Source organism: Methylophaga thiooxydans DMS010, from assembly GCF_000156355.1.
Classification (GTDB): domain Bacteria; phylum Pseudomonadota; class Gammaproteobacteria; order Nitrosococcales; family Methylophagaceae; genus Methylophaga; species Methylophaga thiooxydans.
Map to the genome: position 1 here is coordinate 76,690 of NZ_GG657906.1, position 25,527 is coordinate 102,216.

The window sequence follows — 25,527 nt, forward strand, 5'->3', positions numbered from 1 at the left end:
AAGTTTACCCCGTGCTTTATTTGGACGACCTAATACATGAGTGAAATTGCCTTAGAACTGGATTCGATAGGTATCGAAACCGAGATGAAGCAATCGTACCTCGATTACGCGATGAGCGTTATCGTGGGACGTGCGTTACCGGATGTGCGTGATGGATTGAAGCCGGTGCATCGCCGGGTTCTTTATGCGATGCGTGAACTGGGTAATAGTTGGAATAGCCCTTACAAAAAATCGGCGCGTATTGTCGGTGACGTTATCGGTAAATATCACCCACATGGCGACACTGCTGTTTATGACACCATGGTTCGTATGGCTCAGCCATTTTCCATGCGTTATATGCTGGTAGATGGTCAGGGGAACTTCGGTTCTGTTGATGGTGATTCACCTGCGGCGATGCGTTACACCGAAGTTCGTATGGCGAAAATTACCCATGAAATGTTGGCGGACTTGGAAAAAGAAACCGTCGATTTCATTGCCAACTACGATGAGTCTGAACACGAACCTTCAGTATTACCAACCAAAATTCCGGCATTACTGGTTAATGGTTCTTCAGGTATTGCGGTGGGCATGGCAACCAACATTCCCCCTCACAATCTGACTGAAGTGCTCAATGCCGCGATCGCGATGATCGATAATCCGGAGATTGGTATTCCGGAACTGATGGAACACATTCCAGGCCCTGACTTCCCAACATCCGCCATCATCAATGGTGCGCGTGGTATCGCTGAAGCCTATGCAACGGGACGTGGCCGTGTACATATTCGTGCCCGAGCAGACATTGAAACCAATGATGCCACCGGACAACAAAGCATTGTTGTTAATGAATTGCCATACCAAGTTAATAAAGCTCGTTTGCTGGAAAAAATCGCCGAGCTGGTAAAAGAAAAGAAAATTGATGGCATTACTGCTTTGCGTGATGAGTCTGATAAAGACGGCATGCGCATGGTTATTGTGCTGCGCCGTGGTGAAGTACCCGAAGTGGTACTCAATAATCTGTATCAACAAACGCAGATGCAGACTGTGTTCGGCATCAATATGGTGGCTATTGTTGATGGTCAGCCACGCACGCTAAATCTGAAAGATGTCTTAGCTGCCTTTATTCGTCATCGCCGCGAAGTTGTCACACGCCGTTCGATTTTTGATCTGCGTAAAGCGCGTGACCGCGCGCACATCTTGGAAGGTTTAGCGACAGCGTTAGCGAACATTGATGAAGTTATCGAACTGATCAAAGCGTCACCTAATCCAGCAGAAGCAAAAGAAGCCTTGTTATCACGCGGCTGGGCATCAGAAATGATTCTCGAAATGCTGGGTGAAGCCGGTGCTGAAGCCTCACGCCCAGAAGATCTTGAGGCCGAGTTTGGTTTGGTCGATAAGCTCTATCACTTGTCACCGGCGCAAGCGCAAGCCATTTTGGATATGCGTCTGCATCGTCTTACAGGACTGGAACAGGACAAGATTCTTCAGGAATACCGTGAAGTTCTGGATCTGATTGGTGAGTTACTGGCGATCTTAAGCGACCCGGATAATTTGATGGCAGTCATTCGTGATGAGTTGGTTGCTATCAATGCCGAATATGGTGACGAGCGTCGTACTGAAATTCTGGCTAATCATCTCGACCTGACTTTGGAAGATTTAATTACCGAAGAAGAAATGGTGGTGACGTTGTCACACGCCGGTTATGCCAAAACCCAGCAGCTGGATACTTACCAGGCGCAGAAACGTGGCGGTAAGGGTAAAGCGGCAACGTCAATGAAAGATGAAGACTTCATTGAACATTTGTTTATTGCCAACACCCATGACACCTTATTGTGTTTCTCCAGTACCGGTAAGGTTTACTGGAAAAAAGTGTATGAATTACCACAAGGCGGTCGTACCGCACGCGGTAAGCCAATCGTAAACTTATTGCCACTTGAAGAAGGTGAGCGTATCAATGCGGTGCTCTCGATCCGTGAGTTTGAAGCCGATAAGTTCATCTTTATGGCGACAGCATCAGGTACGGTCAAGAAAACACCATTGGTTGATTATTCGCGTCCACGCGCTAACGGCATCATTGCGGTAGATTTGAAAGATGATGATCAGCTGGTTGATGTGGCGGTGACGGATGGTATGTCAGATATCATGCTGTTTAGCTCAACAGGCAAAGTGATTCGTTTCCCAGAAGCTGACGTACGCTCAATGGGGCGTGTCTCTCGTGGTGTTCGTGGTATGCGTATTGCGGACAATGAGAAAATTATTTCCCTCATTATTGCGCAAGAAGAAGGGGCTATTTTGACGGCGACTGAGTTTGGTTATGGTAAGCGAACCAACCTTGCTGAATATCGCGTTCAAGGACGTGGTGGTCAGGGTATTATCTCGATCCAGACCTCAGATCGTAATGGTAGTGTTGTCGGTGCTGTTCAGGTGTGTGATGAAGATCAGATCATGCTGATTACCAATGGCGGAACCTTGGTTCGTACACCGGTGAAAGATGTCTCATTGGTGGGGCGTAATACCCAAGGTGTGCGACTGATTAACCTCAGTAAAAATGAAAAACTGGTAGGTGTCGAGCGCGTACTTGAAGACGAGGAAGATGCCGAATTACCTGTTGTTGACGACAATACCGATTCAGAAGAGTAATTTTGAGAGCCTATAATTTTAGTGCCGGCCCGGCTATGTTGCCCGAGGCCGTGATGAAACAAGCACAACAAGAAATGTTGGACTGGCAAGGTTCAGGCATGTCAGTGATGGAAATGAGTCATCGTGGCCCTGAATACACATCTATCGCACAGAAGGCTGAAGCCGACTTGCGTGAATTGATGGCGATACCTGATGATTATGCCGTTTTATTTTTACAAGGCGGCGCGTCATTACAGTTTCCGATGATTCCAATGAATTTGCTTCGAGGTAAATCTAAAGCGGATTATTTCAACACCGGTGCCTGGTCAACGAAAGCTATCAAAGAAGCGCGTCGCTATTGCGATGTGAATCTGGTTGCTGATTCGACAGATAATCATTTCACAACCATCGCCGATTCGAATGACTGGCAATTGTCTGCTGATGCTGCTTATGTGCATTACACGCCAAATGAAACGATCCATGGTTTGGAGTTTGCCGATATTCCCGATGTTGGCGATGTGCCATTAGTGGCTGATTTGTCTTCAACGATTCTGTCACGTCCAATTGATGTCAGTCGTTTTGGCATGATCTACGCCGGTGCACAGAAAAATATTGGCCCAGCTGGCCTTTGTATTGTGATTATTCGTAAAGACCTGATGGGCGATGTATTGCCGGGGACGCCCACCATGCTGAATTATCAGACGCACGCTGATAATGACTCCATGTTCAATACACCTGCCACCTACAGCTGGTACTTAGCTGGTTTAGTGTTTGAGTGGTTAAAACAGCAGGGCGGCTTAGCGGCGATGGCCGAGATCAATAAGCGTAAAGCCGACAAACTGTATCAAGTCATTGATAGCAGTGAGTTCTATGCGAACCCTGTTAATAAACGCTACCGTTCGTGGATGAATGTGCCTTTCACTCTCGCTGACGATAAACTTGATAAAGTATTCGTTCAACAAGCAGCTCAACAGCATTTACTGACTTTGAAAGGTCATCGTGATGTGGGGGGAATGCGAGCAAGCATTTACAATGCGATGCCAGAGTCTGGTGTCGATGCATTGATTGCATTTATGAACGAATTTGAGCGTCAACACGGGTAATTGAACGCTGATGAAAGAACAAAAAGCGCTACAACAAATTCGCCAGCAGATTGATGATATCGATTTGCACATTCAACAACTCTTGAACAAACGTACTGCCTTGGCTCAAGAAGTGGCCAAGGTGAAGATTGAAAATGGTGAAAGTACTAATTTCTATCGTCCAGATCGTGAAGCCATGGTGCTTAGAACCCTGATGGAACGAAATGAAGGCCCACTAGCAGCTCAAGAAGTGGCGCGTTTGTTCAGAGAAATTATGTCTGCCTGTCTGGCGGCAGAGCAACCGCTGCAAGTGGCTTATCTGGGACCAGAAGGTTCATTTACGCAAGCGGCAGCTCAAAAACACTTTGGTGGCAGTGTCGAACTGCAATCTGTGAGTACCATCGCCAATGTTTTCCGTGCGGTTGAAACGGAACATGCCTGTTATGGCGTAGTACCGGTTGAAAATTCTAGCGAAGGTGTGATCAGTCATACCTTGGATCGCTTTATTACTTCACCACTCAAAATTAACGGTGAAGTGACATTGCCCATTCATCATTATCTGTTGGGCAAAGCGGCATCGCTACAAGACATTACCCACGTTTACGCACACCCCCAAGCCTTGGCACAATGTCGACAATGGCTAGGTGATCAATTGCCACAGGTGGAACTGATCCCGCTAGACAGTAACTCTGAAGCTGCCAAACGCGTAGCAACGATGGGTGCCAGTGCAGCAGCGATTGCAGCGAGTAACGCTGCTGAGATTTATGGTCTGCAGGTACTTGCAAATAATATTGAAGATGAATCGGACAATACCACCCGGTTCCTTGTCATTGGCGCTAAGGATGTTGGCCCGTCAGGCGTCGATAAGACCGCCTTACTCGTGGCAACAAAGAATAAATCAGGGGCTTTGCAAAACTTACTGAAACCCTTGGCTGAGAGTGGCATCAGCATGACACGAATTGAGTCCCGTCCTTCACGTAAAGGCATCTGGGAGTACGTGTTTTTTATTGATATTGAAGGGCATATTGACGAACAACCTGTTGCCGAAGCCTTAGAACGGCTTGAACAAGAATCGTCTATGTTCAGAATTTTGGGCTCATACCCCAAGGCTGTGTTGTAATGAAAGAATTGATCTTGGCAAATCCGCGCGGTTTCTGTGCCGGTGTTGACCGAGCCATAGATATTGTCGAAAGAGCGCTGGAGTTATTCGGTGCGCCGATATATGTGCGCCACGAGGTAGTACACAATCGCTATGTTGTTGATAGTTTGCGTGATAAAGGGGCCGTCTTTGTTGAAGAAGTCGAAGAAGTGCCTGACGACAGCACGCTGATTTTCAGCGCTCATGGCGTGTCAAAGCAAGTTCAGCAAGATGGCAAAAAACGCGGTTTAAAAGTCTTTGATGCGACGTGTCCACTGGTGACGAAAGTGCATATGGAAGTGTCACGTTATGAGAAGCAGGGTATGGAATGTATCTTGATAGGTCATGCCGGACACCCTGAAGTGGAAGGTACCATGGGCCAATACACCTCAGAAGTAGGTGGCATGTACCTGGTCGAGTCACCTGCGGATGTGGCGAAGCTCAAAGTGAAAGATCCAGCGCGTCTGGCATTTGTGACGCAAACCACGTTGTCAGTAGACGATACCTCGATAGTCATTGATGCGTTGCGTGAGCATTTTCCAGATATTACAGGGCCGAGCAAAGATGATATTTGCTATGCCACTCAGAACCGTCAGGATGCGGTTAAAACCTTAGCGGCTGATTGCGATTTGGTGTTAGTGGTTGGCTCAGTCAATAGCTCAAATTCTAACCGCTTGCGCGAGTTGTCGGAGAAGCTGGGTACCACGGCGTTTTTAGTCGATAACGCGGATGAAATCAAACCAGAGTGGATTGATGGCAAACAACGCATTGGTCTGACAGCGGGAGCCTCAGCGCCTGAAATTCTTGTACAGCAAGTTGTTCACCGGTTATCAGAATTAGGTGTGACGACGGCACGTGAAGATGCCGGTCTGCGAGAAGATATTGAATTTTCTTTACCGAAAGAACTTAAGATAGATATAACTAGTCTGAGAAAATAAAAAATATATAAGGCGGATCATGTCTTTTTTGCCCGTATTTCTCTGGACCGACATATTAATTTACATGCTTCTGGCTGTGGTGGCCGCAGGTGTGTTCTATGTAAGAAAACGTCCACATTTGGTCACCCCCTGGAAAAGCGTCCTCAAACGCAAACGGGGCATGATTTCTATCATGGTGTTGGCCTGTTATGTGGTGATTGGCCTATCTGATTCTATCCACTTCAGATTGGCACTGGAATCAGGTGGTAATGGCACAGAAACGCACTACGCAACAGAAGTTATTAGCCTGTTCGATCTGGCCGCTAAACCCTTACGCCAACAAGTAGAAAAAACCTACTCAGCCCCATTTTCGCATCAGCTTTATGTCAAAGAAATGCAAAAGGCCGAAGACGGTTCCTTGGTGTATGACTATCCCAGGCTAAAATACGGGGCATCCCACTTAGAAAATCCATCCGATAAACGAGACGACATTCAACAAACCATGCTTGATGCCACATTGTTAAGTGTCGTATTAGTACTGCTGGTTTATATGGCGCACAGTCTGCTCGCCAGTTGGCGAAATAAAAGCACAGTGCTGACACAAGCAGGGCGGATTATTAAAGGTCAGTCAGCGTATCCATTACAGACATTCTATCTAATGCTGTTCTTGTTGATTATGGTCACTGCTAACCTTATTGCCTTGAGTGCAAATTATCATGTATTTGGTACAGATAAGGTTGGACAGGATGTTTTATATCAAGCGCTGAAAAGTGTTCGTACCGGCCTTGTTATCGGAACCGTCACCACCTTAGTTATGTTACCGCTAGCCATTTTATTGGGGATCGCGGCTGGCTACTTCCGAGGCTGGATTGATGATTTGATCCAATACATTTATACCACCTTAAATTCTATTCCAGGTGTTCTGTTAATCGCGGCGGCAGTGTTGATTTTACAGGTCTACATGAATAACAACCCGGATCAGTTCGCGACCATTGCTGAACGTGCCGATATGCGATTGCTGTTTTTGTGCATAATTTTGGGTGTCACCAGTTGGACCGGCTTGTGTCGAATCTTACGTGCAGAAACCTTAAAGTTGCGTGAAGCTGAGTACGTATTGGCATCACGGGCTTTAGGCGCGAGTAATTTCAGTATCTTGCATAAACATATCCTACCCAACTTGATGCATTTGGTGATGATTGCCGTGGTGTTGGATTTCAGTGGTCTGGTATTGGCCGAGGCTGTGCTTTCCTATGTAGGGGTTGGTGTCGACCCATCAATGATTAGCTGGGGCAATATGATCAATAGTGCACGGCTGGAAATGGCGCGTGACCCCGTTGTCTGGTGGTCGTTAACGGCGGCATTTATCTCCATGTTTATCTTGGTGTTGGCTGCCAACTTATTTGCCGATGTGGTTCGTGATGCCTTTGACCCAAGAATGCAGGGGGCGCGATGAGCGAAACCCTGCTAGAGGTAAAAGGGCTTAAAACCTGGTTTGGGCAAGATGAACAACCATTTAAAGCTGTAGATGGCGTAGGTTTCAACATTCGTCGTGGTGAAACATTTGCGTTGCTAGGCGAGTCGGGTTGTGGCAAATCAATGACAGCCTTGTCTTTACTCAGACTCAATCCTTATCCGGCAAGCCGAATTGTTGCTGGTGAAGTGAAATTAGCTGGCGATGATTTGTTGCCCTTGTCTGAAGCAGACATGGAAAAAATCCGTGGTCGTCGGGTATCGATGATTTTTCAGGAGCCGCAGAGCTCATTAAATCCTGTGCTTTCCGTTGGACAGCAAATTGCAGAAGTATTGCAGTGGCATTTTAAGCTGGATAAACAGGCTATTTATGAGCGCTCAATCGAGTTACTGAAGTCTGTGGGTATTCCCGATCCACAACAGCGTATTAAAGAGTTCCCTCATCAACTGTCAGGTGGTATGAAGCAACGCGTGATGATTGCTATTGCCTTGGCGGGTGAGCCGGAATTGTTAATTGCTGATGAGCCCACCACGGCATTGGATGTGACCATTCAGGCACAGATTTTGGATTTACTGAAAGCGATCCAGCAGAAAACGGGCATGGCGATTTTATTAATTAGTCATGACTTAGGTGTAGTCGCGCAAATGGCGGATCATGTTGCGGTCATGTATGCCGGGCAGATAGTTGAAACGGCAAGTCGTGAGCAATTCTTCAATGACACGCAACATCCATACACGCGTAAATTATTTGAGGCGCTACCGTCAGAGCAAAAGCGTGAACAAAAACTGACGGTGATTAAAGGCACGGTGCCACCGTTAAATCAGGACTTTACTGGATGTCGCTTCGCTGATCGTTGCGAGTTCGCCTGGGAACTCTGCCAACAGACAGTCCCTCAGTGGATTGATAATGCTGGGCATGGTGTGCGCTGTCACCTCTATGATCCGACTATTGATATAGCAGAAACAAAAAAAGATCTACGAGTCAGCAGTTCTAAGCTGTCAGAGGTTGTACCTACCGATACTGCACTGCTGCAAGTAGATAGACTGAAAGTACACTTCCCAATCAAAAAAGGGATATTGCAGCGCACTGTCGGTCATGTGAAAGCCGTTGATGATATCAGCATGTATTTGCGTGCCGCTGAAACCGTCGCTTTAGTGGGGGAGTCGGGTTGTGGCAAAACCACTGTGGGTAAAGGCATCCTGCAACTGGTTCCGGTGACATCAGGCAGAGTGCGTTTTCAGGGTGATGAGCTTACTGATTTAAGTGATAAAGCACTTAAAGCTGCGCGATCATCATTGCAGATTATTTTTCAGGATCCCTATTCGTCGATGAATCCGAGAATGACCATCAATCAGGTCATTGAAGAGGGCATGCTGACATCATCAATCAAAGATCCACAAGAGAAACAACGAAAAATTGATGAACTGTTGGAACGAGTGGGATTACGCCCAGATATTAAGCACCGGTATCCCCATGAGTTTTCCGGTGGACAACGTCAACGTATATGTATTGCCAGAGCGTTAGCCGCTGAACCAGAAGTGATTATCTGCGATGAACCCACTAGTGCTCTGGATGTATCTGTTCAGGCACAAATTTTAAACTTGCTACGTGATATTCAGCATGAATTTGGTTTGTCCTATTTGTTCATTACGCACAACATCGCCGTGGTTGATTATCTCGCTCACCGAGTTGCCGTGATGTACTTAGGGCGTATTGTCGAGCAAGGTTATCGTGAAGAGGTTCTCAACTCTCCCAAGCACCCCTACACACAAGCGCTATTAGCTGCTGTGCCAAAAATCAATGCAGAAACCAAACATCAAACGGTCAAACTGGAAGGGGAGTTACCGTCACCTGCGAACCCGCCTAAGGGCTGTCACTTTCACCAACGCTGTCCTCATGTGATGCCCGTTTGTCGTGAAACATATCCTGACCTGACCCAGTTGAGCCGCAGTCATAGCGTTAAATGTTTTTTATATGAAGAGGATTACCATGGATCAACAGACTCAAACTGAGCTCGAAGCTGCCGCTTTCAGACGTTTACTAGCACACCTTCAAGACAATACTGATGTGCAAAATATTGACTTGATGAATCTGGCTGGTTTTTGTCGCAACTGCTTATCTAAATGGTATTTAGCAGCCGCAGAAGAAAAGGGCGTTGAGATGGATTACGACAAAGCGCGTGAATTTGTTTACGGTATGCCTTACAGCGAGTGGAAAGAAAAGTATCAGAAGTAACTTGTCAGCGTGCTGTCAGGAATCTTTTTTTGACAGCGCGCGCAGTTGTTCCGCTAAGGCTTGTGTATCAACATTAGCTTGTTCACGTGGTTTCACCACACCAACGGTTCTGATAGTTTGACGAATTTGTTGAATATACGCGCGGCAGCAACTGCAAATCACTATGTGGAAAAACAAACCAATACGCTTACCTAGTGGCAAATCACCTTCTAGGTAGTTGCTTGCTTCTTCAGCGACATCTTTACATTCGAACATCTGTTTAACTTTCCCGATATTTATCTATGCTGTGGTGCAAGGCTGTCCGCGCACGGTGCAGTAGGACTCTTGCATTAGACGAAGAGAGATCAAGAATGTTACAAATTTCTGTCATCTCAAAACCTTCCATGTCATACATTGTTAATACAGCACGCTGATTGGCCGGTAATTGCTGATAACTATGTTCAATCACTTGTCTAAGCTGATCGTTTTCCAGCAAGGCCTCCGGGGTATCGACATTCCAAGGCAATACATCATCTATGCGATGCCCTGTGTGGTCGAATTTGCTACCTGGTTCAGCTTGCCAGCCATCATCTAAAGATAATTGACGACTTTCACGCCGTAGCCGCGTTTTTGCGCCATTGCTGGTTATATGTAACAACCAGGTTTTTAAACTGGAACGACCTTCAAAATTAGGTAGGGCTTTGATAGCGGAAATCCATGCATCCTGAACCACTTCATCGGCAAAGGCTTCACCGACGATAGCGCGAGAAACTGCAAGCATAATACTGTGGTATTCGGTGACAACAAACTCAAAAGCAGCGGCATCACCTTCAATTAGTTTAGCGATGAGTGTTTTTTCATCTGTCGATGCAGACGCATGGTTTTTTTTCATTCAGTTTGTAACAAATCCATATCACAAAAGTCTATGGTAGCAAGACTGGCTGACGAATGGCTGGTTGTTTTTGTTATTCAAACCAAAAAAGGAAGAGAACCATGGCTATAACTAAGAAAACATCAATTGCTATTGCTGCCAGTGCTGCTATGACTGCAGGTTTGGCATTATCACCAAGTATCGCCAGTGCTGAAGCTAACCCATTTGCATCTGCAGAACTCTCTAATGGCTACATGCAGTTAGCTGAACATCACGCCGAAGAAGGTAAATGTGGTGAAGCAAAATGCGGCGCTGACAAAAAAGCTGAAGAAGGTAAATGCGGCGAAGCAAAATGCGGTGCTGATAAAAAAGCCGAAGAAGGTAAATGCGGTGAAGCAAAATGCGGCGCTGACAAAAAAGCCGAAGAAGGTAAATGTGGTGAAGCTAAATGTGGCGGCGATAAATAATTAGCAGCCCACACCAATGGATATGGATAAGGGCTCGTAAGAGCCCTTATTTGTAAAAGGAGAATCACTATGTCGACTTGTGGAATAGCTAAGGGCATACAAGGCTTGTTAGATAAAACGCGCGTCGCTGACTTTTTGGCACCACTGCTACTGCGTTTGTATTTAGCACCAGTGTTTTGGGTAGCTGCCAACAACAAATGGAATCCGTTTGATGCTGATAGCTCTCTCGAAAATACGATTAACTGGTTCGCGAATCCGGACTGGGGATTGGGATTGCCGTTTCCAGAAGTGATGGCATATATGGCTTGGGGCGCTGAATATTTTGGCGCTATTGCGTTGCTATTAGGGTTGGCAGTGCGTTGGGTTTCTATTCCACTTATGGTGACCATGATCGTCGCTGCAACAACGGTTCATTGGCACAATGGCTGGCAGGCGATTCATGACAAAATGAGTCCATTCGCTTCCCCAAATGTAGATGGCGCCATCGAACGCTTAGACAGAGCGCGTTCGATTTTGCAGGAAAACGGTAATTACAGCTGGTTGACTGAAACCGGTAACTTTGTCGTGTTAAACAATGGTATCGAGTTTGCCGCGACTTATTTTGTGATGTTACTGGTCTTATTTTTTGTCGGTGCTGGCAAATATGTCAGTGTGGATTACTGGTTTGCTAAGAGATGTATTGAAAGTTGAGGTGATGACATGTTTATCCGCAACAAAAAACCGTGGGACTTATCTGACTCTGAAGTCACAGACTACAAGGTGTATAAGAACCGCCGCCAATTTTTAAACACGGCTATCTCAGTGGGCTTAGCAAGTGCCTTGCCCTCAATCGGCCTCGCTAAACCGGTCGATGAGTTGAAAGAGTATGAAGGTTTGAGCAAAAGTCCTTTCTCTACGGATGAAGAGAAAAGTACCTTTGAGGCGATCACAACATACAACAACTTTTACGAGTTCGGAACGGCTAAATCGGCACCGTCATTGTATGCAACAGAGTTTCCTGATGAATCAGAAACCTGGAAAATAGAAATTGATGGCGAGTGTGATAACCCCGGTGTCTATGACTATGCCGAGTTAGTGAAACCGTTTACCTTAGAAGAACGCATCTATCGGATGCGCTGTGTGGAAGGCTGGTCTATGGTGATTCCATGGATTGGTTTTCCGCTTGGTGAATTGCTAAAAAAAGCACAACCTAATTCGCGGGCTAAATACGTTGAATTCACGACGTTGTACGACCCTGAACAAATGCCCGGCCAGCGTCGTGATGTGTTGGCGTGGCCTTATGTGGAAGGACTTCGCATTGATGAGGCGATGAACCCACTAACGATTATTTCAGTTGGTCTGTACGGTAAAGAGCTGTTGGGCCAAAACGGGGCACCATTACGACTGGTAGTACCTTGGAAATATGGCTTTAAAAGCATTAAGTCAATTGTGCGTATTCGGTTTGTGGAGAAAATGCCACAAACTGCATGGATGAAAGCGAACGCCAGTGAGTATGGCTTTTATTCCAATGTGAATCCGAATGTTGACCACCCGCGCTGGAGTCAACGTAAAGAACGTCGGATTGGCGAATTTCTCAAGCGCGAAACCCTGATGTTTAATGGATATGGTGAACATGTTGCTGACCTCTATGCAGACATGGACCTCAAGCGTTATTTCTAAAAGCCGGGCAGACGGTGTGCTTAAACTGGTTCACTTTAAGGTGTTGCTGTTTATTGTCTGTCTGTATCCTTTTTTTTCGTTAGCGTGGGGGTTACTGACCGATCAGCTTGGTGTTAACCCGGTTGAAACCCTGACACGAAGTAGTGGGTTGTGGGGACTACGGTTTTTGCTGATCACCCTTTGCGTCACGCCACTACGCTGGTTGACCGGTATAAATCAATTAATACGTTTTCGTCGCATGTTGGGTTTATATGCCTTTTTCTATGCGACAGTACACATGCTGCTGTACCTGGGGCTGGATCAATTTTTTGATTGGAGTGAAATCTGGCGCGACATTATCAAACGCCCTTTTATCACCGTAGGCTTTATCAACTTCATTGCCTTGTTACCACTAGTCTTTACTTCTACTAACAAGATGATGAAACGTTTGGGCGGTCAGCGATGGAAGAAGCTACATCGACTTACTTATTTTGTTGCAGTCGCTGCCTGTCTACACTTTTTGATGTTGGTCAAAGCCGATATTCGGGAGCCGGTGATTTATATTTTCTTGCTCACGGGTCTTTTGGCTGTGAGGCTCATTTACCAGTATCGTCAAAAAAAATTGGCGTAAGCGGATATTTTTTCGCAAACTCAATACAACAGGCTAGCTAAGGTAGCTGCCTGTAACTTTCCGACAGTAAAGAAATTTCTTGGTTTAACCATCCAGGAATGGTGCTGTGAGCGGCTGTTTGAACGATGATTTTAAATAAAAGCTGTTACAATGTTCCGCTGTTATTCATCGCGTTATGATTTAAGAAGGTATATATGACTGATTTTGTCGATCACGATCCACAGGAAACTCAGGAATGGCTTGACGCACTCGAGTCTGTGATTGAGGCCGGTGGTGAACAGAAAGCGCACTACATCATAGAAAAACTCATTGATATGGCTCGCCGTACTGGTATCAACCTCCCGTACAGCGCCAATACTGCCTACGTCAACACGATTCCTGTTGACCAGCAAGAACGCATCCCTGGTGACCAGGCGATGGAACATAAACTGCGTTCATACATTCGCTGGAATGCGATGGCGATGGTACAAAAAGCGAATATGAAGCCCGGCTCGGTCGGTGGTCATATTGCCAGCTTTTCGTCAGCCGCTACATTGTACGACGTGGGTTTTAATCACTTTTTTAAAGGTGATGAATACGGTAACGGTGCCGATATGGTCTTTGTTCAAGGTCATTCATCACCCGGTATCTACGCTCGTTCATTCCTTGAAGGTCGCCTGACAGAAGACCAACTTAACAACTTCCGCTTCGAAGTGGATGGTAAAGGTCTGTCTTCTTACCCACATCCTTGGTTGATGCCTGATTACTGGCAGTTCCCAACGGTATCTATGGGCTTGGGTCCTATTCTTGCCATTTACCAAGCACGCTTCATGAAATACATGCAGGATCGTGAAATCGTTGCCACTGAAGGTCGCCATGTCTGGGCGTATCTGGGTGACGGTGAAATGGACGAACCAGAATCTTTAGGTGCTATTACTCTGGCTGGTCGTGAAAAGCTGGATAACCTGATTTATGTCGTTAACTGTAATTTGCAGCGTCTTGATGGACCTGTGCGTGGTAACGGCAAGATTGTTCAAGAGCTTGAAGCTTTGTTCCGTGGCGCCGGCTGGAATGTTATTAAAGTATTGTGGGGTAGTGGTTGGGATCAATTGCTGGCACGTGATACAGAGGGCTTATTGCTGAAGCGTATGGAAGAAGTAGTCGATGGTGAATACCAAAACTACAAAGCTAAAGACGGCGCTTATGTTCGTAAGCATTTCTTCGGTAAATACCCTGAACTGCTAGAAATGGTTTCAGATATGACCGATGAAGATATCTGGCACCTAAGCCGTGGTGGTCATGACCCACGTAAGATTTACGCAGCTTATAAACGTGCTACCGAGCATGTTGGCCAGCCTACGGTTATTCTTGCGAAAACCGTTAAAGGTTATGGCATGGGCGAAGCGGGTGAAGGTCAAAACACCACTCACCAACAGAAGAAACTGGAACTGGAACATATGAAACGTTTCCGTGATCGTTTCAATATTCCGGTGACTGATGAAGAGATTGACAAGATCCCATTCATCAAGCTGAAAGATGACAGTCCAGAGAAAAAATATCTGATGGAACGTCGTCAAGAGCTTGGTGGCTTCTTGCCGAAACGTAATAACAATGCGCCTGCTTTGGAAATTCCAGAGCTGAAAGCGTTTGATGCGGTATTGAAATCCAGTGGTGATCGTGAGTTATCCACGACAATGGCATTTGTTCGTGTTCTGACTGCGTTGATTCGTGATAAGAAAATCGGCAAAAACATTGTACCAATCGTACCTGACGAAGCGCGTACCTTTGGTATGGAAGGCTTGTTCCGCAGCGTCGGTATTTATTCCTCTTCAGGTCAACGTTACGAGCCGGAAGATTCAGGTAAGGTCATGTGGTATCGCGAAGATACTAAAGGCCAAATTCTTGAAGAAGGTATCAACGAAGCCGGTTCAATGGCTGAGTGGGTCTCTGCAGCAACGGCTTACAGTAACTACAACACCAACATGGTGCCGTTCTACATTTATTACTCAATGTTTGGTTTCCAACGTGTCGGTGATTTATGGTGGCTGGCAGGTGATATCCAGGCTAAAGGCTTCTTAATCGGTGGTACAGCGGGTCGAACCACACTGAACGGTGAAGGTTTGCAGCATCAAGACGGTCATAACTTGTTAATGGCGAATGCCGTGCCTAATTGCATCAGCTATGACCCGACCTATGCCTATGAAGTCGCTGTCATCGTTCATGATGGTATGAAGCGTATGTATGAGAAGCAGGAAAATGTCTTCTACTACATCACCGCGATGAACGAAAACTACAAACACCCTGATATGCCTGAAGGTAGCGAAGAAGGCATCATCAAAGGTTTGTATCAGCTTAAATCTGGTGGCAAACACAAACTGAAAGCCCAATTGATGGGCAGTGGCACTATTCTGCGTGAAGTGGAAGCAGCGGCAGAAATGCTTGAGAAAGACTGGAAAGTGTCTGCTGATGTTTGGAGTGCAACCAGCATGAATGAGCTGGTACGTGAAGGTCAGGATGTGGATCGTTTTAATCGCTTGAATCCAACTGCTGAGAAAAAACGCAGTTACATCTCAGAATGTCTGGATGATCAGCCGGGTGTAGTGGTCGCTGCGACTGACTATGTTCGTCTTTATGCTGAACAGATTCGTCCATGGGTGAAGAGCAGTTACACGGTACTGGGTACAGATGGCTTTGGCCGCAGTGATACCCGTGAAGCCCTGCGTAGCTTCTTCGAAGTCGATCGTTACCATGTTGTCGTTGCAACATTGAATGCTTTAGCTGATGAAGGTCAGATCAAGCACGATGTGGTTGCTGATGCAATCAAGAAGTACAACATTAACGCGGATGCAATCAACCCAGTTAAGGCATAAATCATGGCAGATTTGATTGAATTAAAAGTACCCGATATTGGTGACTTCGATGCGGTTGAAATCATTGAAGTGCTCGTCGCCGAAGGTGACAGCATTGATGAAAATCAAGAAGTCATTACTGTAGAGTCTGATAAAGCGATGATGGAAATTCCAGCATCGCAAGCAGGCGTGATCAAAGAAATGAAAGTGGCGGTAGGCGATAAAGTCAGTGAAGGCACGGTTATCGCCATGCTGGAAGTGGCTGAAGCTGCGGCGGCACCGGCAACAGAAGAGAAAACTGAAGAGCCTGCACCAGCGCCAAAAACAGAAGCGCCGAAGCAAGAAACAAAACCTGCACCACAAGCAGAAACCCCAGCTCAGCAGCAGGAACTGACCGAGGCTATCCCGTACGCACCGGATAATAAATCAGGTATTCGTCGTGCACATGCGTCACCATCGGTACGTCGTTTTGCCCGAGAATTAGGTGTTGTCCTCACTTCGGTAACGGGTACAGGTACTAAAGGCCGCATCACCAAAGAAGATGTTCAGGGTTATGTGAAACATGCGCTGACAACACCAGCAGCAGCGCCTGCTCAAAGTGGTTCGGCGATACCTTCTGTTCCAACAGTCAATTTTGAACAGTTTGGCGATATTGAAACAGAAGAGCTGTCACGCATTAAGAAAATTTCAGGCAAACATTTACACGCTTGCTGGTTAAATATTCCACATGTGACGCAGTTTGATGAAGCCGATATCACCGAACTAGATAAATTCCGTAAAGAAAATAAAGACATGGCGGCTAAAAAAGGTGTGAACCTGACCCCATTGGTCTTTATTATGAAAGCGGTTGTTGCTTGTTTGAAGGAATATCCACAGTTCAATGCTTCATTAAGTGAAGATAAAGAAAGCCTGATCCTGAAAAACTACTACAACATCGGCGTTGCAGTGGATACACCGAATGGCCTGATGGTTCCGGTTATCAAGGATGTCGATAAGAAAGGCTTCCTCGAGCTCGCCGGTGAATTAGGCGAAGTCAGCACCCGAGCCCGTGAAGGTGCGTTGAGTGCCAAAGATATGCAAGGTGGTACCTTCTCTATTTCGAGTCTGGGTGGCATTGGTGGTCAATTCTTCACACCTATCGTTAACGCACCGGAAGTGGCGATACTTGGTGTCAGCCGCCACAGCATGAAACCAGTCTGGAACGGCAAAGAGTTCGAGCCTCGCTTGATGCTGCCGTTATCTATCTCCTATGACCATCGTGTTATTGATGGTGCAGCTGGAGCTCGCTTTACCGTGATGTTGAGCCAGATGTTGTCAGATATCAGGAAGGTGCTGCTATGAGTGTGATCGAGGTTAAAGTCCCCGATATTGGTGATTTCGATGCCGTAGAAATCATCGAGGTGCTTGTGAGTGAAGGTGAAGAGGTGTCTGAGAATCAAGACATCATCACACTGGAATCAGATAAAGCAGCAATGGAAATTCCATCAACGGTTGCTGGCAAAATTAGCAGTCTTAAAGTGGCTGTGGGTGACAAAGTCGCTGAAGGTGATGTCATTTTAACAGTGGAAGTCGAAGAGGCTGCTACTGAGGATGCGAATACGGCCGCACCTGCTGAAGAACCCAAAACGGAAAAAGCTGCACCGACACCAGCCAAAGCATCTGAAGGCGATGCCGACATGCATGCTGAAGTATTGGTGCTGGGCTCAGGTCCTGGTGGCTATACTGCTGCATTTCGCGCAGCAGACTTAGGTAAGTCGGTGGTGATGGTGGAACGCCATGAACGTATTGGTGGTGTTTGCCTGAATGTTGGTTGTATTCCTTCCAAAGCATTACTGCATACGGCTCAAATCATCAATGAAACTGCTGAAATGGGTCACCATGGCGTCAAGTTTAGTAAGCCTGAAATTGATCTTCGTGAATTGGCAGGCTGGAAAGACAGCGTTGTTAATCAACTGACCGGTGGTCTCAAAGGGTTGGCAAAACAACGTAAAGTCAGCATTGTTAAGGGCGAGGGAAGCTTTACTAGCCCGAATACATTGAAAGTTGAAGGCAGTGACGGTGACAAAACGATCTCGTTTGATAACTGTATTATTGCTGCCGGTTCGCGCGTGACTAAAATCCCAGTCTTCCCGCATGATGACCCGCGCATGATGGATTCAACTGATGCGTTAGAGCTGGAAGATGTACCGAAAAAACTACTGGTTATTGGTGGTGGCATTATCGGCATGGAGATGGCAACGGTTTATGACGCCTTAGGCTCTAAAATTACCGTAGTAGAAATGCAGGACAGTCTGATTCCAGGCGCTGACAAAGATATCGTCAAACCGCTACTTAAGCGTGTTCAGGATAAGTATGAAAATATTTACCTGAATACAAAAGTCAGCAAAATTGAACCTCAAAAAGACGGTTTATTGGTCAGTCTTGAAGGCAAAGACGTGCCAGAGCAAGAGACATTCGACAAGATTCTGGTCGCTGTGGGACGCTCACCTAACGGCAAGCTAATCAATGCCGAAGCGGCAGGCGTGGCTGTGACCGATCAAGGCTTTATTCCGACCAATGGTCAGATGCGTACCAATGTGCCGCATATTTTTGCTATCGGTGATATTGTTGGCCAACCGATGTTGGCACACAAAGCGACACATGAAGGTAAAGTGGCTGCTGAGGTTATTGCCGGTCAAAAATCAGTGTTTGAGCCGCTGACGATTCCATCTGTTGCCTATACCGATCCTGAAGTTGCATGGATGGGCTTGAGCGAAGATGAAGCCAAAGAGCAGGGTATTGATTATGTCAAAGGTGCCTTTCCATGGGCTGCCAGTGGCCGTAGCTTGAGTTTGGGACGTGATGAAGGCCTGACCAAAGCTTTGTTTGAAAAAGACAGTGGTCGCTTAATTGGCGCAGGTATTGTAGGCCCGAATGCCGGTGAGCTGATTGCAGAAGCGGTTCTGGCTCTTGAAATGGGCGCCGATGCCGAAGATATCGGTCTGACGATTCATCCGCATCCAACCTTGTCAGAAACATTAGGCTTTGCGGCTGAAATGGCAGAAGGTAGCATTACTGATCTGATGCCACCGCGTAAAACCCTGCATTCAAAATAAATGCTGCAAATAACTGGCAATAGCCAGTCTTAATAAAATCAGGGCATGCTTGCGCTTTGCGTGGGGATGCCCGTTTTTTTGTGAGAAAGATCGAGCTGGCAAACAGGATGGCGAATAAAGCTGAACAACTCACCATGTTGAAACCGCCTTTGAAGTGGGCAGGGGGCAAACGCTGGCTAATAAATGAGTTACAAAAGTACTGGAAAAAACATCAGCACAAACGCTTAGTTGAGCCATTTTGTGGAGGGCTGTCTGTTGCTCTGGGACTAAAGCCACAAAGCGCTTTACTCAACGATCTTAATCCTGCTCTGATTAACTTTTATCAACACCTGCAAAACGGTTTGCAGATGGATATTGAGTTGCTAAATCAAGAGCAGGCTTATTATCAGTGTCGGGAAAGATTCAATCAGCTTAACGGCGATCCACAAGCACAAAAGCTTGCAGCGCAACTGTTCTACTACCTCAATCGTACTGGTTACAACGGCTTGTGTCGCTTTAACAAAAAAGGTGGCTATAACGTTCCATTTGGCCGTTATAAAACGATCAACTATCAAACTGATTTCAGCCATTATCAGCCAGTGCTATCACAGTGGCAGTTCAGCAATGTCGACTTTGAAGACTTGCATGTCGATAGTGCTGACTTCATATACGCTGATCCCCCCTACGACACACCATTTCATCAATATTCACAGCAAGGCTTTAACTGGGATGATCAGGTGAGGCTAGCCGAATGGCTTAGTCAACACAAAGGCCCTGTTATCTTGTCGAATCAAGCCACAGATCGAATTAAAACCCTATATCGAGAATTAGGCTTTCGTTTACGTTATTTGGATGCACCCAGACTGATTAGTTGTAAAGGAAATCAACGTCAAGCGGTCAAAGAAGTGCTCGCCTTGCGCGGATTTTGATACAATAACGGCTTTAGATTTTCAAGATATTCACTACGCTTCCGATACCCACTTTAGGGTAATTGACTAAGCGCTAACTCAAGTTTTAGAGGATTGCATTTCAATATGTCTAAGATTAACAAAGTCGTTTTGGCCTACTCAGGTGGTCTGGATACTTCCGTCATTTTGAAATGGCTGCAGGATAAATATGACTCAGAGGTTGTGACCTTTACAGCCGATCTCGGGCAGGGTGAAGAGGTAGAACCAGCCCGCGCCAAAGCGAAGTCGCTAGGCATCAAAGAAATCTTTATTGAAGATTTACGTGAAGAGTTTGCGCGTGACTATGTGTTCCCGATGTTTAGAGCGAATGCTATATACGAAGGGGAATACCTGCTTGGTACCTCCATCGCTAGACCGCTTATTGCCAAACGTTTAGTCGAGATTGCACGTGAAACTGGTGCTGAGGCTGTATCGCACGGTGCTACGGGTAAAGGTAACGACCAAGTCCGATTTGAACTCGGCGCCTATGCACTGAACCCCAATATCAAAGTTATTGCACCATGGCGCGAATGGGACTTGCTGTCACGACAAAAACTCTTGGATTACGCAGAAACCCACGGCATTCCAGTCGAAATGAAGCAAGGGAAAAAATCACCTTACTCAATGGATGCAAACCTGTTACATATTTCATATGAAGGTGGCATTCTAGAAGATCCGTGGGCAGAGCCTGAAGAATCTATGTGGCGCTGGTCGGTGTCACCTGAGGATGCACCTGATACAGCTACTTACTTGGAACTGACTTATGAAAATGGTGATATTGTTGCTATCAATGGTGAACGCATGTCACCGGCAACAGTAATGACCTACTTGAACAAAGTCGCTGGTGAAAACGGTATTGGTCGCTTAGATATCGTTGAAAATCGTTATGTGGGTATGAAGTCTCGTGGTTGCTACGAAACACCTGCAGGTACAGTCATGTTAAAGGCACACCGTGCAATCGAGTCATTGACGCTTGATCGTGAAGTTGCCCATTTGAAAGATGAACTGATGCCGCGTTATGCCCAAATGATCTATAACGGTTATTGGTGGGCACCAGAACGTGTCATGATGCAAGCTATGATTGATGAGTCACAGAAAACCGTCAACGGTGAGGTTAGACTGAAACTCTATAAAGGTAATGTTATTGTGGTTGGGCGTGAATCAAAAACAGATAGTCTGTTTGATGAGTCTATCGCGACCTTTGAAGATGACGCTGGCGCTTATGATCAAAAAGATGCAGAAGGTTTTATTAAACTGAATGCTCTGCGTTTGAAAATCGCCGGTAACAAAAAACGCTAACAGCTTAACGGTTGAGGAATGTGTAATGGATTACAGCGAATTATCTGATAAAGCCGCAGAAAATATGCGTTTGGCACTGCCGTTGATGAAAAAACACGGCGTGCCAATGACCCCTGATAATTATGCTGTTTGGTATGAGCATGTTTCAGGGGCAAATGCTGAGTTGTCTGAAAAACTGCAGGCTATGCTTACAGACAATCCGATACTGACAGAATCACAATGTACAGGCGTTTACGAGCAATTTTTCAATGTTGAAAAAGAGCTGGTTCAAGTTGTCGAAATGCGCCAGGAGTTGGCACGGTTGCTGAAAGAAGTGATTAGCTTTGTATACAGCACCGTGGCTCAAACTGACCGCTCCAACAATCACTTAGCTGAACTTCTGACACGGATTAACCGTGATATGTCACCTCAAGAAGTGCATGAGGTGGTGGAGCAAATCCTCGATGAAACGCGCCAAGCCATGTCGAACGGGGAACAGTTAACTGAGCGACTTAACACTGCTGTTGCTGAAGTACAGACACTAAAAAAAGAGTTAGATCAAAGTAAGCGCGAAGCGAAAACGGATACCTTAACCGGCCTGGCGAATCGCAAAGCATTTGATGAACTAGTGACAAAAGTGACCCAAGATGCAGATAACAGTGGTCTGGATGTGTGCATATTATTTTGTGACTTGGATATCTTCAAAGAAGTGAATGATAAACATGGCCATTTGGTCGGTGATCAAGTCCTGAAAGTGGTCTCCAACACATTGAAAGACAGTGTTAAAGGTCGTGATCTCGTTGCTCGATATGGTGGTGAAGAGTTTTCTATCATCCTACTCAACACCAGCCTGCAAAATGCAAAAATCTTGGCTGATAATATTCGTAAAGAAATTGCATCGAAACGTATTCAGCGCAAAGATACACGCGAATCACTGGGACAAATTACGATGTCATTTGGGGTAGCACGTTATGTTCCGACTGAAGGCGTGGAGAGCTTCATGCAGCGCGCAGACAGAGCGTTGTATATGTCAAAACGAAAAGGGCGCAACTGCGTTTCAGAAGCACCCCCACCGATTATTTAAATCTGTTAAAAGCTATCTGTAAACAGCACTTCACTCAGTGCTAACTGACCCGCACGTGGTCTGGCATCTTGAATTTTCTTCCCTACCGTTATCATCATCACAATAATGTGGTCATGGGGTAAATCAATCAAACGTGCGACTTTATCAAAGTCAAACCCGTCCATTGGGCAAGAGTCATAGCCCATTTCTTTAGCCATCAACATTAAAGTCATTGACGCCAGACTGGCAGAACGAAAACACTCATCACGCATACCCTGATGGTGGTTGGTGTAATAGCCCTCAATAGATGGCAGCATGAAGTCTTGCACTTCTTTAGGGGCGTTACGCCAATAACGTTGCGGATCTTTTTCCCAAGCGTTGAGATCGGCACATACAACAAACAATGCGGATGCATCAGCGACCTGTGATTGCCCCCAACTGGCTTGTTTGATTTGTTCACGTTTTTCTTTATCGACCACATGAATAAAACGCCAGTGCTGCAGATTAAATGCCGTTGGTGAGAGAATTACATGCTCCATTAATTCGGTAATTTCAGCATCGGTCATTTGGTGTTCGGGGTCGTAGTGTTTCACAGACCGTCGATTGACGATCGCTTGTTTTGTGTTCATAACGTCTCTTGAATTATTTTGAGGATGTTTCGACTTTCAAATAGATGGTTTCTTGCTCGCTACCGTGACTGCTATAGGTTGTGACACCTTGGTCTAGTTGCTGTGAATTTTCAGTGATGCGTCCAATCTCTAGCCATTCTCCGACCGAACCAACGACGGTGGTGATGACATCGCTGTTTTGCGTTACGCCATTGCTGGCAGATAGCTTACTGAAGAATGGATGAATTTCAACTTTCACTCGATTATCTGGTAACAGAAAAGGAATTGCTCTAAATCCATTTTCGGTCGCAATGTATTGGGTATCTTTAGCCACTGATATATCACCATAGCGGTCAACAAACAGCAGGTGACGATGTTGCGGTATATCTTCGCCTAAGCTGATGGTGACCGCTTGTCCTGAGACACCACGGGCACGGTATTGCTGATTATCATCACGATTGTTGTTGGTGGACCAGCGGTTTATCGCGACGCGACCCGATACGTCATCGCCTACGTTGATATCGACTTGGTTAGAACCACCTTTGTGCTGTCTGATTGTGTCATAGCTACGCATAACACTGACGATAACCGATTGCTGTGCGACATCCAGTTTTGCCAGTAGTTGTTCAACATTTGCCAATGTAGCGCGGTCGGATTTCAAGATTAGCATATTGCCATAGGCACGAATTGTTGCCGTTTCAGGTAAGAAATCTTCAATTTGTGGCAATACATCAGTAGCAAGTCGATGTTTTAGATTAATGGTATGAATATCCGTATCAGCACTCAGCGGCATCATCACAACGAAAATAATGAATAACAGCAAGATTTTCATAGGTTTAAGCGCCTTGTATTGATGTCTTGTTTGCTATGACTCCAAATTTCATCAAACTGCTGCTGCCTGTCACGAACTTCAGCAGGTGCCGCCAATTCAGCTCTACCGTAATACCGCTCTGCATTAGGACAGAATAAATAGGCGTTGTTATCTACTAGCATAAACATACTGCGTAATTTCTGATGCTTTTTGCTGGCAATGTGAATGTCTATTTTACTGGTCAGGCGTTGTGCTAAGGGAATAAATCGATGACTTTGCGCTACGTTTTTACGTGTATCACACACCACAAAGCGAATTTTGCTCCGTGGGCTGCGTCGTGAAAACTCACTGAGTTGCACAATAGCGAGCTCATTATCGAATAAAACGGGATCAATCAAAGGACCAAAAAAGCAAATTTCTTGGCGTGCGTGTTTGATCAGTTCTAAGGCCACTTGGGCAGCATGATCCCGACTGTCGAAAAAAATAATGCCTTCGTCAGTCGGAGTCTGCTCAACCATAATTTAAATATTGCTAGCCTGTGCCGCCGCATTACCAAGGTAATTCGCTGGGGTCATGGCTTTTAGTTTGTCTTTGGCTTCTTGCGGCATGTCCAGTCCATCAATGAAGTCTTGCATGATTTGTTTGTTCACGCGTTGACCACGAGTCAGGTCTTTGAGCTTTTCATACGGGTTTTCGATGCCGTAGCGACGCATGACAGTTTGAATCGGTTCAGCGAGTAACTCCCAATTTGCATCAAGATCCGCGGCCATGGCTTCAGGCGCTGGATCCAATTTACTAATACCTTTTAACGCAGAGCTATATGATAGCAAGGAGTGAGCAAAGCCTACACCCAGGTTACGTAGAACGGTGGAATCAGTCAGATCGCGCTGCCAGCGTGAAATGGGTAATTTCAAGGCTAAATGATCAAACACTGCATTTGCCAGCCCTAAGTTACCTTCCGCATTTTCAAAGTCGATAGGGTTGACCTTATGTGGCATGGTTGATGAGCCGATCTCACCTTTCACTGTTTTTTGTTTGAAGTAACCGATTGAAATATAGCTCCAGACATCACGACAGAAATCCGTTAGAACGGTATTGAAGCGAATCATGGCCTGGAACAGTTCCGCCATGTAATCATGTGGCTCAATCTGGGTGGTGTATTGATTCCAACGCAAACCTAAACCGGTGACAAAGGCGTGAGCCATCATTGGCCAGTCAACATCGGGATAAGCTGAGTAATGGGCGTTGTAGTTACCAACAGCACCATTCATCTTGCCGTAAAGCAATACAGCCGCGACATGTGTACGTTGTAACTCAAGACGCTGCACAACATTCGCCAGTTCTTTACCCAAGGTTGTCGGTGATGCCGGCTGACCGTGCGTGCGTGACATCATCGGTGTATTGACGTGTTCTAGCGCGAGTTTGCGGATGGCAGCAATCAAGGTATCCATTTCCGGCAAAATAACTTGTTCACGCGCATTTTTCAGCATGATGCCATAAGCTGTGTTATTAATATCTTCTGAGGTGCAGGCAAAATGCACAAACTCACTGACAGCATCTAACTCGGAATTGCTTTTGAATTTACGTTTGATGAAGTATTCAACCGCTTTCACGTCATGATTGGTTTCACGTTCAATCGCTTTAATTTCAGCAGCATCGTCAACAGAGAAGTCGGCGATAATATTATTCAGAAAAGTTTCTGCGTCTTGACTGAGCTTAGGCACTTCCTGAATGTCGGCATTGTTGCCAAGCAGGTGAAGCCAGCGTAGCTCAACTTCTACGCGTGCTTTTAACAAACCATATTCACTGAAAAAAGGGCGCAAGGCTTCGGTTTTTCCAGCATAGCGACCATCAACCGGTGAAATCGCGGTTAAAGCGGATAAATCCATGAATA

The 25,527-nt window shown here is 45.9% G+C and carries 23 protein-coding genes; 17 read left to right on the forward strand and 6 right to left on the reverse strand.

What is annotated here, in order from left to right; genetic code table 11:
* Positions 1-36: 36 nt before the first annotated feature.
* Genes gyrA through MDMS009_RS14170 form a run of 7 tightly spaced genes read left to right on the forward strand, consistent with a single transcriptional unit; the run spans position 37 to position 9,438 of the window.
* Entirely contained in the window at positions 37-2,616 is a 2,580-nt protein-coding gene (gene gyrA, locus MDMS009_RS14140; protein WP_008292136.1) for a DNA gyrase subunit A, read from the forward strand.
* A complete protein-coding gene (serC, locus tag MDMS009_RS14145) occupies positions 2,616-3,698 on the forward strand; it encodes a 3-phosphoserine/phosphohydroxythreonine transaminase (protein WP_081443640.1) in 1,083 nt (360 codons plus the stop codon). The genes gyrA and serC overlap by 1 nt, the downstream gene beginning before the upstream one ends.
* A 10-nt stretch (positions 3,699-3,708) precedes the next feature.
* Positions 3,709-4,797: a prephenate dehydratase gene (gene pheA / locus MDMS009_RS14150; RefSeq protein WP_008292275.1), complete on the forward strand. Its 1,089-nt coding sequence runs from the start codon at positions 3,709-3,711 to the stop codon at positions 4,795-4,797.
* A complete protein-coding gene (gene ispH, locus MDMS009_RS14155; RefSeq protein WP_008292207.1) occupies positions 4,797-5,753 on the forward strand; it encodes a 4-hydroxy-3-methylbut-2-enyl diphosphate reductase in 957 nt (318 codons plus the stop codon). The genes pheA and ispH overlap by 1 nt, the downstream gene beginning before the upstream one ends.
* Positions 5,754-5,772: 19 nt before the next feature.
* Positions 5,773-7,185, forward strand: coding sequence for an ABC transporter permease (locus MDMS009_RS14160; protein ID WP_043888395.1), 1,413 nt, complete (start codon positions 5,773-5,775; stop codon positions 7,183-7,185).
* The gene (locus MDMS009_RS16615; protein ID WP_008292259.1) at positions 7,182-9,215 is read left to right on the forward strand and encodes an ABC transporter ATP-binding protein; all 2,034 of its coding nucleotides are present in this window, start codon (positions 7,182-7,184) and stop codon (positions 9,213-9,215) included. Before MDMS009_RS14160 ends, MDMS009_RS16615 begins: the two co-directional genes overlap by 4 nt.
* Positions 9,193-9,438: a DUF1244 domain-containing protein gene (locus MDMS009_RS14170; protein WP_008292112.1), complete on the forward strand. Its 246-nt coding sequence runs from the start codon at positions 9,193-9,195 to the stop codon at positions 9,436-9,438. The genes MDMS009_RS16615 and MDMS009_RS14170 overlap by 23 nt, the downstream gene beginning before the upstream one ends.
* A 15-nt stretch (positions 9,439-9,453) precedes the next feature.
* Here the strand turns inward: MDMS009_RS14170 and MDMS009_RS14175 are convergent, their stop codons facing one another.
* Both MDMS009_RS14175 and MDMS009_RS14180 read right to left on the reverse strand, forming a co-directional pair.
* On the reverse strand, positions 9,454-9,693 hold the full coding sequence (locus MDMS009_RS14175; RefSeq protein ID WP_008292218.1) for a hypothetical protein: 240 nt from the start codon (positions 9,691-9,693) through the stop codon (positions 9,454-9,456).
* 4 nt (positions 9,694-9,697) lie between these two features.
* On the reverse strand, positions 9,698-10,309 hold the full coding sequence (locus MDMS009_RS14180) for an RNA polymerase sigma factor (RefSeq protein ID WP_008292254.1): 612 nt from the start codon (positions 10,307-10,309) through the stop codon (positions 9,698-9,700).
* Positions 10,310-10,410: 101 nt separating this feature from the next.
* On the opposite strand from MDMS009_RS14180, the gene MDMS009_RS14185 reads away from it, so the two are divergent.
* From MDMS009_RS14185 to MDMS009_RS14230, 10 genes are all read left to right on the forward strand, one after another.
* A complete protein-coding gene (locus MDMS009_RS14185) occupies positions 10,411-10,755 on the forward strand; it encodes an HvfA family oxazolone/thioamide-modified RiPP metallophore (RefSeq protein ID WP_008292033.1) in 345 nt (114 codons plus the stop codon).
* A 69-nt stretch (positions 10,756-10,824) separates the two neighbouring features.
* Positions 10,825-11,445 (forward strand): HvfX family Cu-binding RiPP maturation protein, encoded by a 621-nt coding sequence (locus MDMS009_RS14190; protein WP_043888396.1) that lies wholly within the window; start codon positions 10,825-10,827, stop codon positions 11,443-11,445.
* A gap of 9 nt (positions 11,446-11,454) precedes the next feature.
* On the forward strand, positions 11,455-12,414 hold the full coding sequence (gene msrP / locus MDMS009_RS14195; protein ID WP_008292099.1) for a protein-methionine-sulfoxide reductase catalytic subunit MsrP: 960 nt from the start codon (positions 11,455-11,457) through the stop codon (positions 12,412-12,414).
* A complete protein-coding gene (locus tag MDMS009_RS14200) occupies positions 12,368-13,024 on the forward strand; it encodes a protein-methionine-sulfoxide reductase heme-binding subunit MsrQ (RefSeq protein WP_237700536.1) in 657 nt (218 codons plus the stop codon). The genes msrP and MDMS009_RS14200 overlap by 47 nt, the downstream gene beginning before the upstream one ends.
* A gap of 194 nt (positions 13,025-13,218) precedes the next feature.
* Positions 13,219-15,873 carry a pyruvate dehydrogenase (acetyl-transferring), homodimeric type gene (aceE, locus tag MDMS009_RS14205; RefSeq protein ID WP_008292225.1) on the forward strand — a complete coding sequence of 885 codons (2,655 nt, stop codon included), beginning with the start codon at positions 13,219-13,221 and terminating at the stop codon, positions 15,871-15,873.
* A gap of 3 nt (positions 15,874-15,876) precedes the next feature.
* A complete protein-coding gene (aceF, locus tag MDMS009_RS14210) occupies positions 15,877-17,193 on the forward strand; it encodes a dihydrolipoyllysine-residue acetyltransferase (RefSeq protein ID WP_008292274.1) in 1,317 nt (438 codons plus the stop codon).
* Entirely contained in the window at positions 17,190-18,947 is a 1,758-nt protein-coding gene (gene lpdA, locus MDMS009_RS14215) for a dihydrolipoyl dehydrogenase (RefSeq protein ID WP_008292086.1), read from the forward strand. Before aceF ends, lpdA begins: the two co-directional genes overlap by 4 nt.
* A 107-nt stretch (positions 18,948-19,054) precedes the next feature.
* Positions 19,055-19,855, forward strand: a complete 801-nt coding sequence (locus MDMS009_RS14220) for a DNA adenine methylase (RefSeq protein WP_008292276.1) — start codon at positions 19,055-19,057, stop codon at positions 19,853-19,855.
* 105 nt (positions 19,856-19,960) lie between these two features.
* A complete protein-coding gene (locus MDMS009_RS14225; RefSeq protein ID WP_008292228.1) occupies positions 19,961-21,172 on the forward strand; it encodes an argininosuccinate synthase in 1,212 nt (403 codons plus the stop codon).
* A gap of 25 nt (positions 21,173-21,197) precedes the next feature.
* The gene (locus tag MDMS009_RS14230) at positions 21,198-22,235 is read left to right on the forward strand and encodes a GGDEF domain-containing protein (protein WP_008292190.1); all 1,038 of its coding nucleotides are present in this window, start codon (positions 21,198-21,200) and stop codon (positions 22,233-22,235) included.
* A 5-nt stretch (positions 22,236-22,240) separates the two neighbouring features.
* Here MDMS009_RS14230 and MDMS009_RS14235 read toward each other — a convergent pair whose 3' ends face one another.
* The 4 genes from MDMS009_RS14235 to purB are packed head-to-tail and all read right to left on the reverse strand — an operon-like array spanning position 22,241 to position 25,522.
* Entirely contained in the window at positions 22,241-22,843 is a 603-nt protein-coding gene (locus MDMS009_RS14235; RefSeq protein WP_008292054.1) for a nitroreductase family protein, read from the reverse strand.
* A gap of 13 nt (positions 22,844-22,856) precedes the next feature.
* A complete protein-coding gene (locus MDMS009_RS14240; RefSeq protein ID WP_008292197.1) occupies positions 22,857-23,654 on the reverse strand; it encodes a secretin N-terminal domain-containing protein in 798 nt (265 codons plus the stop codon).
* Positions 23,651-24,151, reverse strand: a complete 501-nt coding sequence (locus tag MDMS009_RS14245) for a DUF7931 domain-containing protein (protein ID WP_043888397.1) — start codon at positions 24,149-24,151, stop codon at positions 23,651-23,653. Before MDMS009_RS14245 ends, MDMS009_RS14240 begins: the two co-directional genes overlap by 4 nt.
* Before the next feature lie 3 nt (positions 24,152-24,154).
* The gene (gene purB, locus MDMS009_RS14250) at positions 24,155-25,522 is read right to left on the reverse strand and encodes an adenylosuccinate lyase (RefSeq protein WP_008292271.1); all 1,368 of its coding nucleotides are present in this window, start codon (positions 25,520-25,522) and stop codon (positions 24,155-24,157) included.
* Positions 25,523-25,527: the final 5 nt, after the last annotated feature.

What these genes read in the sequence shown, in the direction of transcription:
- aceF (WP_008292274.1), top strand. Translation starts at nt 15,877, where the DNA reads ATGGCAGATTTGATTGAATTAAAAGTACCCGATATTGGTGACTTCGAT.
- MDMS009_RS14220 (WP_008292276.1), top strand. Translation starts at nt 19,055, where the DNA reads ATGGCGAATAAAGCTGAACAACTCACCATGTTGAAACCGCCTTTGAAG.
- MDMS009_RS14185 (WP_008292033.1), top strand. Translation starts at nt 10,411, where the DNA reads ATGGCTATAACTAAGAAAACATCAATTGCTATTGCTGCCAGTGCTGCT.
- gyrA (WP_008292136.1), top strand. Translation starts at nt 37, where the DNA reads ATGAGTGAAATTGCCTTAGAACTGGATTCGATAGGTATCGAAACCGAG.
- MDMS009_RS14160 (WP_043888395.1), top strand. Translation starts at nt 5,773, where the DNA reads ATGTCTTTTTTGCCCGTATTTCTCTGGACCGACATATTAATTTACATG.
- MDMS009_RS14235 (WP_008292054.1), bottom strand. Translation starts at nt 22,843, where the DNA reads ATGAACACAAAACAAGCGATCGTCAATCGACGGTCTGTGAAACACTAC.
- msrP (WP_008292099.1), top strand. Translation starts at nt 11,455, where the DNA reads ATGTTTATCCGCAACAAAAAACCGTGGGACTTATCTGACTCTGAAGTC.
- MDMS009_RS14230 (WP_008292190.1), top strand. Translation starts at nt 21,198, where the DNA reads ATGGATTACAGCGAATTATCTGATAAAGCCGCAGAAAATATGCGTTTG.
- MDMS009_RS14200 (WP_237700536.1), top strand. Translation starts at nt 12,368, where the DNA reads ATGTTGCTGACCTCTATGCAGACATGGACCTCAAGCGTTATTTCTAAA.
- ispH (WP_008292207.1), top strand. Translation starts at nt 4,797, where the DNA reads ATGAAAGAATTGATCTTGGCAAATCCGCGCGGTTTCTGTGCCGGTGTT.
- MDMS009_RS14170 (WP_008292112.1), top strand. Translation starts at nt 9,193, where the DNA reads ATGGATCAACAGACTCAAACTGAGCTCGAAGCTGCCGCTTTCAGACGT.
- purB (WP_008292271.1), bottom strand. Translation starts at nt 25,522, where the DNA reads ATGGATTTATCCGCTTTAACCGCGATTTCACCGGTTGATGGTCGCTAT.
- pheA (WP_008292275.1), top strand. Translation starts at nt 3,709, where the DNA reads ATGAAAGAACAAAAAGCGCTACAACAAATTCGCCAGCAGATTGATGAT.
- MDMS009_RS14190 (WP_043888396.1), top strand. Translation starts at nt 10,825, where the DNA reads ATGTCGACTTGTGGAATAGCTAAGGGCATACAAGGCTTGTTAGATAAA.
- MDMS009_RS14180 (WP_008292254.1), bottom strand. Translation starts at nt 10,309, where the DNA reads ATGAAAAAAAACCATGCGTCTGCATCGACAGATGAAAAAACACTCATC.
- MDMS009_RS14245 (WP_043888397.1), bottom strand. Translation starts at nt 24,151, where the DNA reads ATGGTTGAGCAGACTCCGACTGACGAAGGCATTATTTTTTTCGACAGT.
- MDMS009_RS14175 (WP_008292218.1), bottom strand. Translation starts at nt 9,693, where the DNA reads ATGTTCGAATGTAAAGATGTCGCTGAAGAAGCAAGCAACTACCTAGAA.
- MDMS009_RS16615 (WP_008292259.1), top strand. Translation starts at nt 7,182, where the DNA reads ATGAGCGAAACCCTGCTAGAGGTAAAAGGGCTTAAAACCTGGTTTGGG.
- lpdA (WP_008292086.1), top strand. Translation starts at nt 17,190, where the DNA reads ATGAGTGTGATCGAGGTTAAAGTCCCCGATATTGGTGATTTCGATGCC.
- aceE (WP_008292225.1), top strand. Translation starts at nt 13,219, where the DNA reads ATGACTGATTTTGTCGATCACGATCCACAGGAAACTCAGGAATGGCTT.
- MDMS009_RS14240 (WP_008292197.1), bottom strand. Translation starts at nt 23,654, where the DNA reads ATGAAAATCTTGCTGTTATTCATTATTTTCGTTGTGATGATGCCGCTG.
- MDMS009_RS14225 (WP_008292228.1), top strand. Translation starts at nt 19,961, where the DNA reads ATGTCTAAGATTAACAAAGTCGTTTTGGCCTACTCAGGTGGTCTGGAT.